This is a genomic window from Occultella glacieicola, assembly GCF_004353825.1.
Lineage (GTDB): Bacteria > Actinomycetota > Actinomycetes > Actinomycetales > Beutenbergiaceae > Occultella > Occultella glacieicola.
Map to the genome: position 1 here is coordinate 38,023 of NZ_SMNA01000011.1, position 14,040 is coordinate 52,062.

Consider the following 14,040-nt stretch of genomic DNA (forward strand, 5'->3'; position numbering starts at 1 on the left):
CCCCAGGGGCGGCCGGTACCTCGTCCGCCTCCTTCGCGTCCTACCCGGGGACCCGCACCGACTGCCCGGTGCTCAGCCGGACCGGGATGTCCATCCGGGTACCGCCGAGCACGAGGACGTCGACGGAGAGCTCCCCGCTCAGGCACCGCAGCTCGTATCCCCCATGCCGTTCGCGCACGTCGCCCCAGCCGCGGTCGGTCAGCACCGGCCAGGCCCCACCGGCGGGTGGTGCCGCCACGGTGAGCGTGCCGACGGTCGCGTCCCAGTCGTGCCCGGTGAGCGCATCGAGAACGCTCCAGCCGGACAAGGCCCTCACATAGTGGTCGCCGCACTCGATCTGGTTGTACGGGTTCCGGCGCCGCCCGTCGTACCGGTCACGGAGCCCACGCAGCACCGCGTCGGCCTCCTCGGTCAGCCCCTCCATGATCAGGTGCGCTGCGACCTGCCCCTCGGTGCCGGTCCACACCTCGTCGCAGTACTGGGTCGGCACGTCCGGCCGCCCACCGCTGGGCCAGGTGCACATCAGGAGCCCGGTGTCGTCGCCGTCGGCGAACACCCGATCGGTGTTCTCGAAGTCGGCGAAGCCGACGCGCAGGTTGTGCCGCACCACGGACCGCAGCGCGGTGCGCACGTGCTCGGCGGGGAGGAGGTGCCCGAGGCCGAGCAGGTGCGCCCACCACTGCCCGATCAACTGGTCGCCCAGGCACCCGGACTCCCACTGGAACTTCCGCGGGTCGCCCTCCTCGAGCACCTGCACGTAGTACTCGCCGTTGAACAGCGCCGCGTCGTAGGCGGCGCTGCCTCGCTCGAACCACTCGCGCCACCGATCGGCGACGTCGGAGCGCCCCACGAGCCGGGCCAACTCCTCGCCGGCCCGCAGAGCCGCCAGCCACAGCGTGCCCATGAACGGGTTCAGCCCGGCCAGGTCGATGTCATGGGTGGACGGCTGGATCCCGTGCAGCATCCCGGTCCCGTCGGCGTCCCAGGTCCGGGCCACGTACTCGACCAGGCGTTCCACGTTCGGCCAGTACCGCTCCAGCCACGCCGATCCGGCGCCGCCACGCACCTCCCGGTAGGTCTTGAGCACCGTGCCGAGCATGCCGTCCAGCGCGGGCTGCTCGGGGCCGCCGATCGGCCGGTCCCACAACTGCGGGAGGTAGGTCGGCGAGATGACCCGGTGCGGGATGAAGCCCGCCGGTGCCTGCATCACGTCGAACTCACACTCGCGCATGTCCCGCTCGATCTGTGGGAACAGCCGGGCGATGCCCTGGGCGTAGTTGTACACGTGGGTGCAGTTCAGCGGGCAGGAGCCGCCCACCTCGCCGCCCCACATGGTCGTCGACGCACCGAGCACGCCCTCGAACCCGAAGAAGTGCCCGTCGGCCGCCCGGAAGAATGTCGGGCTGCGCACGATCGCGGCCTGCGCCGCGAGATGCTCGACGGCGTCGCTCGCCAGTGCGCTGCCGCGCAGCATCGTGGTCCAGGCCCGGGAGTCGGCCTCAAGGTCCGCCCACTGGCTCCGGACCCGGTCGGCGACCGCCTCCGCGTCGGGGTACACGGTGGCGTAGTGGTTGCCGAGCCAGAACCGGCTCGGCCCCCACTCGGGCCGGGACCCGCCGAACTGGACGAAGTTCACGTACCGGTTCGGGAAGTGCCAGGCGAGCGCGAACCGCACGGTCACGCTCCGGCCCGGGTCCACCGAGAAGTGCGCGGCCAGCCCACCGTTCCAGGTGGACCCCTCGGGGCTGGCTCCCGAGTGCGCCCGCACCCCGTTCGGCTGCAGATCCGCCGTCGTCGGTGCCGTCGCCCAGTCGGCCGGACCGAACGGCTGCCGCCCGCGCAGGAAGTCGAGGAACTGCCGCGGGTGCGTCCACTGGGGCAGCGCGGAGGCCTCGGAGGTGTCGGCTGCCAGGACCATCTGCCCGGCGCCGGGCTCCTCCGGAGCGAGACCATGGTTCTCCAGGATCAGGTCGGTCCATCCGTCCCGGCGGCGGACCCGGTTCGTGTTGCCGCCGTAGCCGGGTGCCCGGACGCCGTCGGGCGCGAGTGTCCCGTCGGCGCCGACGGCGTTCTGCACCGCCCCGCCGAGCCACCCGTGCACGGGCGTGACGTCGGTGTTCGTGATCGTGAAGGTGAACATGGCCACCGGCAGGCTGCTGCGGTCCAGGTCGAGGGGCACCATCGGGGTGAACGCCTCGAGGCTGATCCGCACCGGGAGACCGTCGTCGTGGTAGTCGACGCGACCGAACGGATAGGTGCCCGTGAAGGTCGTGGCCTGGACGCCGTCGGCCTCCCTCAGCAGTTCCCGCTGCCAGCGCGGCACCTCGTCGTCGGTGACCAGCGGGGTGCTGGTGGTGCCCGGCTCGGGCGGTGGTGCCTGCAGCACCCGGACCGCGTCGAACGGCGGGTCCCACTGCGAGACCCGAACGGCGAAGAACGAGTACGGCAGGTCACCGCGGTGGTTGCCGATGTTGTGCAGCTGCCACTGCCGCAGCCCACCGTCCGCACCGAGTGCGAGGTTGCCGGTGCCGATGCCGCCGAGCGGCATCGCCACGTGCGGGCCCTCGGTGTGCGGGATCGAGCGGGCGACGGCGGAGGTCGCCTCCGCGTGGGCGCGTGCGTCAGTCATCGGTGCCGTTCGTCGTGTGTCATGTGATCAGCTCACTTGATCCCGCTGATCCGGATGCCGCTGATGATGTAGCGCTGGAAGATCAGGAACAGCACGATCACGGGGGTGGCGGCGAGCGTGGACCCGGCGAGCAGCAGCCCGTACTCGATGCGCCGCTCGGACCGGAACGTGGCCAGGTACTGCTGGATCTGCGTCAGTGCCGAGTCCGGTTCGGTGATCGTCATGATCGGCCAGACGTACGCGTTCCAGAAGGCCAGGAACGAGGTGATCCCGACCACCACGAACACCGGCTTGGACATCGGCAGGAAGATCGCCGTGAAGATCCGCCACCGGTCCGCGCCGTCGATGAGCGCGGCCTCCTCGATCGAGGTCGGGATGCCCAGGTAGAACTGCCGGATGAAGAAGATGTGCACCGCGGCGGCCGCGCCGGGAACCACCAGGACCGCGAGCGTGTTCAGCATGCCCATCCGGGTCACCACGATGTAGGAGGTGAGCAGGATGGCCATCCCAGGGATGAACATCGTCATCAGGACCGCCACCCAGATGGTCCGCTTGAACGCGAACTCCAGCCGCGCGAACGCGTACGCGGCCATCGAGTTCACGGTCAGGCTCAGCGCCGCGAACAGCAGCGCCCCGCCGAAGGAGACCCCGACGGCCCGCAGGAACTGGGGGTCGGAGGCGATCTCGACGTAGTTCTGCGGCTGCCAGACGTCCGGGAAGAACTGGAACGGTGAGCTGACCACCTCGTTGCGGGCCTTGAACCCCGAGATCGCCATCCACGCCAGCGGGAACAGAGCGGCGAGGAAGATGAGCGCCGAGAACACGTAGCGCAGCACCGTCCCACCCGGCCCGGTGGCGCGGGCCGAGCGCCGCCGGCGGTGCGCGGCGGCGGGGGTCGGTGAGGTGAGTTCCCGGGTGCCGTCGGTGAGGACGATCGGTGCGTTCGCGGCCATCAGCCGTCCACCGCCTTCTCGGAGTTGATCACCCTGAAGATCACCGCGGACAGCCCGCCGAGGACCACGAACAGCAACAGCGCCGCAGCGATCGAGTAGCCGACGGTGACGTCGTTGGTGAAGCGCAGGAAGATGTGCAGGTTCGGGAGCAGGGTGGACTGGGTCGGTCCGCCCTGGGTCATGATCAGCGGCAGCTCGTACTGCTGGATCGTGGCCACGAAGCTGGTCACGAGCAGGTACAGGCCGATGTTGCGCATCAGCGGGATCGTGATGAACACGGTCCGTTGCCACCACTTCGCCCCGTCGAGCTCGGCCGACTCGAAGTAGCTCTCCGGGATGTCCAGCAGCCCGGCGAGCATGATCAGCGAGGCGAGCCCGAGGCCCAGCCAGATCGCCGGTGCGGTCAGCGCCAGCAGTGCCGTGCTCGCACTGCCCAGCCACGGCTGGTTCTCGAACCCGACCAGGCTGATCAGCCAGTTCAGCAGGCCCTGCCGGTACTCGTAGATCAGCACGAACACGATCGAGGCGATCACCCCGGAGATCACCGTCGGGATGTAGATGCTCACCTTGAGCCATGTCGCCATCCGCGACCCCATGGTCTTGACCAGGTTCGCGAACGCGAAAGCCAGGATCATGATCCCCGGGACCACGATCACGGAGAACCGCAGCCCCCGGCCGATCGAGGCCCAGAACACCGGGTCGGCGAGCACCAGGCGGAAGTTGCGCAGCCCGACGAACGTCGACTCCGTGTAGAAGCTCCAGTTGAAGAAGCTCACGTACCACGCATAGACGAGCGGCCACAGCACGAAGATCCCGAGCAGGACCAGCGCCGGCGCGAGCATCAGGAAGGCGATCCTGTTGTCACGGTGGGCGGGTTTGGGGCGGCGGCGCGGCCTGCTCGAGGTCGGTCGCGCCGGTGCCTGGATAGTCGTCATCTCATCACCTTCGAGGTGTCCACGGCTGTCGCCGTCGACTCGGTCGGGTCCACGCAGCGGTCGGAACCGGGTGGGTGCACCCTGGCCGGGTACACCCACCCGCTCCGGTCAGCTACCGGTGCCCGCCAACTGGGAGTTGGCGATCTCGGTGTTGATCTTCTCGTTCGCCGCGGCGAGCGCCTCCTCCACCGCGGTGCCCTGCATGGCGGCCTCGATCGCCTCGCCCATGGCCAGGCTGACGTTCCAGGGGTAGGCCGGCTCCGGCTGGGCGAACGGCACGATCTCCTCCTGGATGACGGCGTTCCACGGGTTCACGCTGTCCACGTCCGGGAGCGCGCTGATCGCGTCCGCGACGGACACCCGCGGCGAGACCTTCGAGAACTGGGTGGCCTCGAAGAACGGCACCACGTTCTCGGTGTCACCGCCGAGCGCCCACTCGATGAACCCGGCCGCCTCGGCCGACCGCTCGCTGTTGCCGTCGACCACCCAGGTCCACCCGCCGAGCGTCGCCGTGGTCTGGCCGCTCTGCCCGTCGAAGGACGGCATCGGGGCGACGGCCACGTTCGGCACGAGGTCCGGGTAGTCGTTGAGCAACTGGCTGGCGGCCCAGGAGCCGTTCGCCATCATCGCGTACTGGCCGTCGCCGAACGTGGCCGAGTCGGGGTAGCCCACGCCGTCCGCGGGCGGCAGCGCGCCGCTGGCGAACAGGTCCTGGAACGCCTGCAGCAGCGGCGCGTAGTCCGTGGTCGCCATGGCCTCGGACCAGTCGTCGCTGATCGGCAGGTGCCCTGCCACGTTCCACTGGTAGCCCCAGGTGGACCAGGACATGTCCGGCGCGTTCTGGGCGAGCCGGATCCCGAACACCTCGTCGTTGGTCAGTGCCTCGGCGTCCGCGACCAGCTCGTCCCAGGTGGTCGGCGGCCCGTCGATGCCGGCCGCCTCGAACAGGTCGGTCCGGTACCAGAGCACCGCGGAAGGCTCCACGAGCATCGGGTAGGCGTACTCCTCGCCGTCGACCGTGACCGAGCCGCGGACGTTCTCCTGCAGGTCGTCCCAGGCCTCGGCGCCGATCAGGTCCGAGAGCGGCGTGATCTCGCTGGCGAGCGCCGCGGCCCGGACGCCGCCGTAGTTCATGGTGCGGATGTCCGGGGCGTTCCCGGCGGCCTGGGCGGCCGTCATCCGCTGCTCCCAGGCGTCCCCGGGCACCGCGGTGAGGGTGATGTGCACCTCGTCCTGGGACTCGTTGTAGGCGTCCACGACGCCCTCGTACCATTCGTTCTCCTCATCGGTGAACGAGGTCTGCCAGAAGGTCACCTCGGTGACCCCCTCGGGAACCTCCTCGCCGGGCTCCGAACCGCCGGTTCCGCCGTCGGGCGTTCCGCTGCAGGCGGCGAGCACCAGAGCGGTGGCGGCCACGACACCGAGGCCGCCGGTCAATCTGCGTGTCGAACGCATCTCATCCTCCTTGATGATCGGCTCCGCGAGGAGCCTCGGTTGGTTTCATGCGGGCGCCGGCACGAGCTCGGCGCTGTACCAGAACACGTTGTAGGGACCCCAGATCGAGAGCGTGAAGTAGATCGTGAGGCCGTCATCGCTGACGTATCGAGGATTCAGGTAGGGGCTGTACAGCCCCGGTGTCTCGGCCTGGGTGGTGAGCACGTGCGGCTCGCTCCACGGCCCCCAGGGGGTGATGCCCTCGGCGAGCACCGCGTCCCCGTCCGTGGAGTAGGTCATCAGCCACCGGTCGAGGGTGGGGCTGTGGACCACGGACAGCTCGCCGATGGTCCCCTCCAGGACGGTCTGCGCGTCCGCCATCGACTCCGACCAGCGGGGGTCGCCGTCATCGTCGGTGCCGGCGAAGTACCGGTAGGCGGACAGGTCCTCGACGGCCTCGGTGGTGGCCGGGACCTTCATCAGCTGCACCCCACCGAACCGGCCGGACGGGATCGACCAGAAGTACAGGAAGTCCTCCCCGTCCTCGGTGACCTCGGCGACCGAGACCTGAACGAAGTTCGAGTCACCGGGCCACTGCGGCGCCGGCAGCGTCTCCCAGCTGGCGCCGCCGTCGGTGCTGCGGGCCAGGCCCGCGTGGTTCGCGTCCCACTGGCCCGGCTCGCCCCAGTGCCGTACCGACATGTACTGCAGGTAGAGCGTCTCGCCGACGGCGAAGCCGTAGGTCGGGATCTTCGTCACCTCGCCCCCGGCGTCGTTGTGGTCGTGCTCGCCGGGCACCACCTCGAGGGCGAGCCCGATGTCGTCGAGCAGCCAGCCGTCGAAGGTGAGCCCGTCGCTCGGATCCTCGTCGGTGGTGTAGGCGACCGCGTTCGAGCGCCAATTGCCGCCCTGGCCGCCGACCGCGTCGGGGTCACGGGTGCCGAACGTGTCGCCGAACACGAGGTAGGTCGTGTCCCCGACGTTGAACATCGAGCCGAGGTCGGTGCCGGCAACCGCGACGCTCGCGGTGTCGTTGACTCCGGAGTCCGGCCCGGTGAGCTGGGTGATCTGCGTGACGTTCGTGACGCCGTCGAGCACGAACGGGCGGTCGGGGTCGGTGTTCACGTCGGTGCCTCCTCCGGTCGAGCCGCACGCGACCAGCGCCACCGAGGACACTGTGGCGGCGCAGATCATCGCCATCCTCGCCCGCCTCATCCCAGCCTCGGCAGCCGTTGACCGACCGGCGCCAGCGTGAGGTGCTCGGCCGGGGTCTCCTGGTACCAGTACGCGGTCGAGGACAGGTCGTCGCTCCGCCGGTTCGCGTGCCCGTGCTCGATGGTGACCCGGATCGACGTGGTGAACGGCACCGGGTCCTCGATGTGGAACCGGTACGTCGAGACCTGACCGGACCAGTTCTCCCCGCCGGCCAGGGTGATGCCGTGGTACGGCGCGCTGTAGCTCTCCGACGGGCACCAGGCCGTGTTGAAGTAGTCCTCGGTGCCGGTGCCGTGCAGGCTCGGTGGCCACGTCTCGCCGTCGACGAAGATCATGTCGTCGCCCTCGCCGTACCAGTTCCACTCGGCGGTGTGGCGCAGGTTCGTCACGTTCAGGACGCAGCCGACGTAGTGCCCGCGGCCGGATGTCTGCAGGATCGTGTAGTTGCCCTCGCCGGTCAGGTTCGGCCCCTCGAACAGCAGCTCGGAGTTCGTCAGGCCTGCCGCAGTGGTCTCGTCCAGGCCGGCCGTCGGGTTCTCCCGGTTCCAGGACGCGTGGAACCGCCCGAGTCCGTCCTCGAGGGCGTCGAACGCGTCGTAGTCGATGTAGTAGTAGAACCAGAGCACCTCCTCGCTGCACTCGCTGATGATCTCGAATCGGGCGCGGGTCGCGAACGGCATATGGAAGAACGAGTTCAGGGCCTTGCCGTCCTGCGGGCTCATCTGCAGCGGCGCCGACGCGTAGTTCACGGTGCGCCCGTGCCCCACCCCGAAGAAGTCCCCGAGCGGCACCAGCACCGACGGGTGCGGCGAGTCGTCCCAGTAGACGGCGAGCACCAGCTTGCGCAGGAAGTCGCGGTCGGCGCTGTCCGGCGTCGGCGCGTCCCGAGGCGCCACCGTCATCCAGATGTGGTTGACCGAGCCGGCGCCACGCAGGTCGGCCAGCTCGACCCGCTCGCCGGGGTGCAGCGTGAGCCGGTCCTCGTTGCCGCCGGACCGGTCCCAACTGGACGCGCGCAGGCGCCGGTGCGTGCGCAGCCGCGGCAGGTCGCGCAGGCTGCTGCCGTACGGGCCGTAACCCCCGGTCGCGATCGCCATCTGATTCCTCTCCATCGAGTCCATGTCCCGCACCCGCCCGGCTCAGGTCCGCGCCGGTGTGCCGGCCAGGTCGAGCACCTCGGCCCGGCGCGGCGCGGACGCCGCACCCCCGCGTCGGGTCACGGAGACGGCGGCCGCGGCGTTCGCGAAGGCCACCGCCTCGGTGATCGGGTCGCCGGCGGCCAGGCGGGCGCCCAGGCTGCCGCAGAACGCGTCCCCCGCCCCGATCGTGTCCAGCACGTCGACCCGGAGCCCGGGCACGTGGACCTCGCCCCGGCCCGGTTCGAGGACGAGCGCACCGTCCGGTCCGAGGGTGACGATCAGCGCGTAGGACCGGCCCGCGGCCGCCCGGCGGGCCACGTCCAGGACCAGCTCGTCGGCGCGGGCCCCGGTCAGCTGTCGCAGCTCCGGCTCGTTCGGGACGAGGACGTCGACGGCGTCCGCCAGGTCCGCCGGGACGGTCGCCGCCGGCGCCGGGTTCAGCACGACGCGTACGCCCGCGGCCCGGGCGATCCGGGCGGCCCGCACGGTGGCGTCCATCGGCAGTTCGAGTTGCAGGAGCAGCACGGTCGCGGACTCGATCCGGGCACGGGCCGCCTCGACGTCGGCGACCGTGACGGCCAGGTTCGCCCGGGGGATCACGATGATCGAGTTCTGGCCGGTCTCGTCCAGCACCGGCAGGCCGACGCCGGTGCCGTGCTCGGGATCGCTGCTCACGTCGGTGGCACCGATCCCCTCGGCGCCGAGGAACTCGCGGAACTCGGCCGCGAACAGGTCCTCGCCGAGGCGCCCGATCACCGCGGTCGTGGCGCCCGCACGCGCCGCCGCGACCGCCTGGTTGAAGCCCTTGCCGCCGACGAACGTGGCGAACTGGCTCCCGATCAGGGTCTCACCCGGGCCGGGGCGCCGCGGTGCGGTGGCCACCAGGTCGTACATGAAGGAGGCCAGGACACAGACGTCGGCGCTCACGAGGACACCTGCCGTGAGCCGGGCCCGAGCAGCTTCTGTCCGAGCGCCCCGCTCGGATGGCGTTCGCCGAACTGCTCCGAGGTGAACCCGGAGAGCGTCATCAGCGCGATCGCGAGCGCGTCGCCCACGGCGAGCGTCGACACCGCCGAGGCCGTCGGGGCGAGCCCGAGCGGATCCGCCTCACCGTCCACGGAGATGTCGAGGGTCACCCTCGCGAAGAACGCCAGGGGCGAGGCCGGGTCCCGGGTCATGGCGATGATCGGCACGCCCCACGCCGTCAGCATGTTCGCGAACTCGCACACCTCCACGGTCTCGCCGGAGTTCGAGATCAGGATCGCGACGTCACCGGGCGTGGCGGCGCCGGAGTCGCCGTGCAGGGCCTCGCCGGCGTGGACGAACTGGGCCGGGGTGCCGGTGCTGGAGAGCGTCGCCGCGATCTTGCGGGCGATGTGGCCGGACTTGCCGAGACCGGAGACCAGGACCCGCCCGTGGGAGGCCCGGATCAGGGTGATCGCTGCCCCCAGGGTGGGCTCGACGAGGTCCGCCGTGCGGGCGATCGAGCGGGACTCGATCAGCATGGCGGAGCGGGCTGCGGCGAGGGCGTCGGCGATGGTGACCACGGTGTCTCTCAGTGCCTCTCAGTGCGTCGGTGCATGAGTGTGACCAGGTGTCGATCAGTGGCGGTAAACGATTACTGGTAATCGATTACTCGAGGGTAGGCGGACGACCTGCGGATGTCAACGCCTCCGGTGCCGCTCGTGGATAACGATCCGCTAACCGACCGCTCGGGCGGCAGCCGCGGACGGCCGGGTTCAGAGGATCTCGAGCTGGTCCACGGTCGGAGTCGGCGGGCGGGCCGCACTCGGCGCATCCAGGTAGAACAGCGCGGTCGAGGCGATGTCGTCGCGCAGCGGGAGGTACCGGCCGCCGGTGCGCCAGCCGAGGGCCTGGATGTCCACGGTGAGGTCGGTCTCGAAGTGGATCGGGTCCGGCACGTGCCAGCGGTACATGCCGAACCGTTGCTGGGAGGCGTAGAGCCCGTCCGGACGCAGTACCTGGTGCAGGCCGAGATAGGGGGTCGTGAACTCCGTGTAGCCCTGCCCGGGCACGTCGAAGTTCCACGCTCCCCCGATGTAGTCCTCGGTGCCCGTGCCACAGATCGTCGGGTACGGCTCCGCCTGCGCCGCGTCCCCGTCGAGGTAGAACTTGATCTCGCCCTCACCCCACCACCCGGTGGAGTTCACACCCCAGGCGAGATAGGTGCCGACGTACTGGCCGCGGCCGCGGACGTCGTCGAGCAGCACGTGCGTGGCTCGGTCCGGCAGCGGGTTGCTGCGCCGCCACTGCGCGTGCAGCCGCCCGGTGCCGACTTCGTCGCCGCCGTCGGTATAGGTGACCTGGAAGTACACGATCACGGGCTCGGGGCCGAGGTTCTCGATGCTCAGCCGGGCACCGTCGGCGAACGGCATCGGCCAGTACGAGTTGAAGCCTCCGTGCGGGTTCGCGGCCACCATCGCCGAGCTGAGCTGAGCGAACGCGCCCCAACCCTGACCGAAGAAGTCCCCGACCGGCACCTCGATCGCGGGTTCGGACGCCCCATCCCAGTACCCGCGCAGCAGCAGCCGGCGCCAGTTGTCGGTGTGGGTGGTGAGCCAGAGGTGGGTGATCCGCCCGGACCCGGTGATCCGGGCCAGGTCGTACGTCTGCCCGGGCTCGATCCGCACGCTCGGGGAGACCTTCCAGCCGACGCCCAGGTCGCGGGCCGCCTCGGCACCGGTGCCCTCGGTGGCCCGGCCACCGCCGCCCTTGGCGCCGTCGGGGTTCTCCGGGCTGATCGAACGGGTCCGCACGTCGCGGAGCGCGGCCAGGTCGCTGTTGAACATGAGGCCTCACATCTGTGTCGGGAGCGGTCGAGGGGGATCGGATCTCAGGCGGCCGAGGTAGTACCCCGGACGAGCAGGTGCGGCGGCAGCAACAGGTGGACCGGTTCGCTGGCCGGGTCCGCGGCGAGGGCCACCAGACGCTCAGCGGCCCGGGTGCCCATCTCCTCGACCGGCTGGGCCACCAGCGTCACCGCCGGGCTGACCATCTGGGTCCAGCGATCGTCGTCGACTCCCACGAGCGAGATCTCGTCCGGCATCCGCAGCCCGCTGGCCTGCACACCCCGGTAGGCGCCGGTGGTCAGCGGTCCGTTCATGGCGAAGATCGCGTCCGGGTGGTTGCGCGGGTCCGCGAGCGCGGCCCGCACCGCGGCCTCGGCGTCGTCGATCTTGAGGTCGGTGCGCACCATCCGGGCCGGGTCGAGGGTCAGCCCGGCGCCGGTGAGCGCCTGCCGCACGCCCTGGAGGCGGTCCTCCGTGGTGCTCACGCCGGAGGGGCCCGCCAGGCACATGATGTCGCGGTGGCCGAGCTCGAGCAGGTGCTCGGTGGCGAGCCGGCCGGCCTCGACGTTGTCCAACAGGATCGTGTCCCCGGTGAAGTCGTGCACGCGCCGGTCGACCACGACGGTCGGCACCTGCGCGGCGAGCAGCGCGCTCAGGTCGGACGTCGCCTCGGAGGTCACCGAGACCACCACGCCGGCCATCCGCTGGGCCACGGCCGTGGTCAGGTAGCTGCGCTCCCGGTCGAGTTGCTCATCGGTATTGCAGAGCATCACCGAGATCCCCGAGCGCACGGCGACATGTTCGACCGCTGTCACCAGCGAGGTGAAGAACGGGTTCTGCACATCGGAGACGATCGCGGCCCAGACGTCCGCCCGCTGGCGCCGCAGGGCCCGGCCGTTCGGGTTCGGGACGTACCGGGTGACCTCGGCGGCGCGCCGCACCCGGGCGGCCAGCTCGGGGTCGACGGAGCCCAGGCCGTTGAGCACCCGGGACACGGTGGCCGTGGAGACCCCGGCCTCCCGCGCGACGTCCGTGATCCGCACCGCCCGCTGCCCGTTCATGGCGCGATCCTCGCACCCTCGCCGTAGACCGCCAGCTCCGACACCGACGTGTAGCCCGCCCAGCCGCCCGCGCGACCTCCCAGCCGGACGCCGGTGCTGATCTGGGCCGGCACGGTGAATGTGTACGTCCTGGTGCCGGTGGCGGTCCAGTCCGCCGGGTAGGGCGGTTCCACGACGGCCGGCACCTCCACCCAGTCCGCGCCGCGGCGCACCTGCACCCGGGGCGGCGCGTCGAACCAGCCGGCGCCGTAGTCGTGTGGCCCGGAGGTGAACTCGAGTCGCTCGATCCGCACCGGCTCCGGCCAGGTGTATCCCCAGTACTCGGCGTCCTTGCGCAGCCCGTTCCAGGAGTCCTCGGCCCGGTCGGTGCTGCCGTCGTTGAGCACCTCGATGCGTCCGGAGCGGCAGGCGGTGGCGATCGCGCGGACGCCGGGCGCGGTGGCGAGATTGCCGGCGTCGGGCTCGGAGACGGTGTCGGCGCCGCGGGCCGGCGGTGCGGTCCGCGCGGCCAGGGCCGCCGGGTCCGTGCGGGGCATCGGGTCCAGTCGCAGCGGCCGCAGCGAGAAGTGGTAGCTCGAGCCGCCGTGGGTGGAGGCTCCGACGAACCAGTTCGACTGGACCCACGCGTCCCGGCCGTCCTCACTGAGGAACTTGCTCGGGATCGTGGTGGCGTACCCGCCGTGCCGCGGCTCGGCGGACCGCGGCCCGGACCAGGGGAACGGGCCGAAATCATGGCTCAGGAACGGGCGCCAGGGGCCCCACGGCGTCGGCGACTCGTAGAACTCGAACGTGAACTCGGTCCAGGACGAGTACAGGTACCGGTCCAGGCCCGGGTTGTAGACGATCCCGCCCTGGGCGAGCACAGAGCCGGGGACCGGTGCCGGTGCCATCGGCACCGGCACCGCGGTACCGACCCGGCGGGTGTCGGTCAGGACCGGGACGCGGTCGGTGAGGACGGACGAGAAGGTGGGGACGTCGTCGGGCCCGGTGCCGGCGAAGAACTCCCAGGTGGAGCGGTCCAGGACGGAGGCCGCGGGGACCCGGGCCAGGTACAGGTCCTGCGGGTCCGGCACGACGCCCGAGTAGGAGGTGCGCCAGTTGTGGTCGAGGCCGTAGGCGTAGACGAAGGCGGCCGGGTCCGGCTCACCCGGGCCGACGGTGCCGGCGGTGGCGCGGAGCACGGCGGCGCGGCGGTTGCTCTGCCCGAAATCGAGGAACATGATCGTGGTGAACTCGTCGGTGAACATGGCCCGCTCGGGTGCGGTCCAGGTGCGCCCGTAGTCGCGGGAGCACACGACGCCGGCGGCGGGCGCGGTGTTGAACGTGTCCGGCGAGGCCCCGCAGCGCAGGTCCTGCACGGCCAGGTAAAGCTCGTCACGGCCGTCCCCGTCGCCGTCCACGGCGACCATGCCGGTCGGCTTGCTGTTGAACCGCTCCGGGTCGGTCCAGACCGGGGCGACCTCCCGGCCCGCCGCCAGCCGTTGCCCGGTCAGGCCCGTACGCGGGTCCCCGTCGACGCGGTTGATCACGAGGTCGGACCACGGACCGTCCGAGAAGCCGAGCCCGTCCCCGCACGCGGCATAGAGGGCGCCGTCGTCGGCCCAGGCGCTCGGCCAGAGGTCGCCGTCGCTCGGCGAGGAGACGCCGGCCGCGTAGGACACCGCGGCGACCGCGAAGAAGTCCGACGGCGGGGGCACGGTCCCGGGGGCACCGTCGCCGGGGCGGTGGCTGCCCCGGGCGTCGCGCGCGCCGCCTGTGCCGACTGTGCCGACGGTGCCACCCGCGCCGCCTGTGTCACCTGTGCCGAACAAGCCGGGCACGCCGGGGAACTCCTCGGGCTGGGTCACTCCGCCTCCGATGCCGG

General features: G+C 71.1%; 11 protein-coding genes. All 11 read right to left on the reverse strand.

Features of this window, described 5'->3' with window-relative positions:
- Positions 1-40: 40 nt before the first annotated feature.
- The 11 genes from EXU48_RS19520 to EXU48_RS19570 all read right to left on the reverse strand — a co-directional run bounded on the left by EXU48_RS19520 (position 41) and on the right by EXU48_RS19570 (position 14,023).
- The gene (locus EXU48_RS19520; protein ID WP_133109368.1) at positions 41-2,629 is read right to left on the reverse strand and encodes a GH116 family glycosyl-hydrolase; all 2,589 of its coding nucleotides are present in this window, start codon (positions 2,627-2,629) and stop codon (positions 41-43) included.
- Positions 2,630-2,661: 32 nt separating this feature from the next.
- Positions 2,662-3,582, reverse strand: coding sequence for a carbohydrate ABC transporter permease (locus EXU48_RS19525; protein WP_133109369.1), 921 nt, complete (start codon positions 3,580-3,582; stop codon positions 2,662-2,664).
- Positions 3,582-4,517, reverse strand: a complete 936-nt coding sequence (locus EXU48_RS19530; RefSeq protein ID WP_133109370.1) for a carbohydrate ABC transporter permease — start codon at positions 4,515-4,517, stop codon at positions 3,582-3,584. Before EXU48_RS19530 ends, EXU48_RS19525 begins: the two co-directional genes overlap by 1 nt.
- Before the next feature lie 108 nt (positions 4,518-4,625).
- A complete protein-coding gene (locus tag EXU48_RS19535; RefSeq protein ID WP_133109371.1) occupies positions 4,626-5,972 on the reverse strand; it encodes an ABC transporter substrate-binding protein in 1,347 nt (448 codons plus the stop codon).
- 45 nt (positions 5,973-6,017) lie between these two features.
- The gene (locus tag EXU48_RS19540; protein WP_235857150.1) at positions 6,018-7,076 is read right to left on the reverse strand and encodes a DUF4185 domain-containing protein; all 1,059 of its coding nucleotides are present in this window, start codon (positions 7,074-7,076) and stop codon (positions 6,018-6,020) included.
- 86 nt (positions 7,077-7,162) lie between these two features.
- On the reverse strand, positions 7,163-8,263 hold the full coding sequence (locus EXU48_RS19545) for a glycoside hydrolase family 172 protein (protein ID WP_133109373.1): 1,101 nt from the start codon (positions 8,261-8,263) through the stop codon (positions 7,163-7,165).
- A 42-nt stretch (positions 8,264-8,305) separates the two neighbouring features.
- Positions 8,306-9,232 carry a ribokinase gene (locus tag EXU48_RS19550; protein ID WP_235857151.1) on the reverse strand — a complete coding sequence of 309 codons (927 nt, stop codon included), beginning with the start codon at positions 9,230-9,232 and terminating at the stop codon, positions 8,306-8,308.
- Positions 9,229-9,852: a KpsF/GutQ family sugar-phosphate isomerase gene (locus tag EXU48_RS19555; RefSeq protein ID WP_235857152.1), complete on the reverse strand. Its 624-nt coding sequence runs from the start codon at positions 9,850-9,852 to the stop codon at positions 9,229-9,231. Before EXU48_RS19555 ends, EXU48_RS19550 begins: the two co-directional genes overlap by 4 nt.
- Before the next feature lie 192 nt (positions 9,853-10,044).
- The gene (locus EXU48_RS19560) at positions 10,045-11,115 is read right to left on the reverse strand and encodes a glycoside hydrolase family 172 protein (RefSeq protein WP_133109374.1); all 1,071 of its coding nucleotides are present in this window, start codon (positions 11,113-11,115) and stop codon (positions 10,045-10,047) included.
- A 44-nt stretch (positions 11,116-11,159) separates the two neighbouring features.
- A complete protein-coding gene (locus EXU48_RS19565) occupies positions 11,160-12,176 on the reverse strand; it encodes a LacI family DNA-binding transcriptional regulator (protein WP_133109375.1) in 1,017 nt (338 codons plus the stop codon).
- The gene (locus tag EXU48_RS19570) at positions 12,173-14,023 is read right to left on the reverse strand and encodes a DUF4185 domain-containing protein (RefSeq protein ID WP_133109376.1); all 1,851 of its coding nucleotides are present in this window, start codon (positions 14,021-14,023) and stop codon (positions 12,173-12,175) included. The genes EXU48_RS19565 and EXU48_RS19570 overlap by 4 nt, the downstream gene beginning before the upstream one ends.
- Positions 14,024-14,040 lie beyond the last annotated feature (17 nt).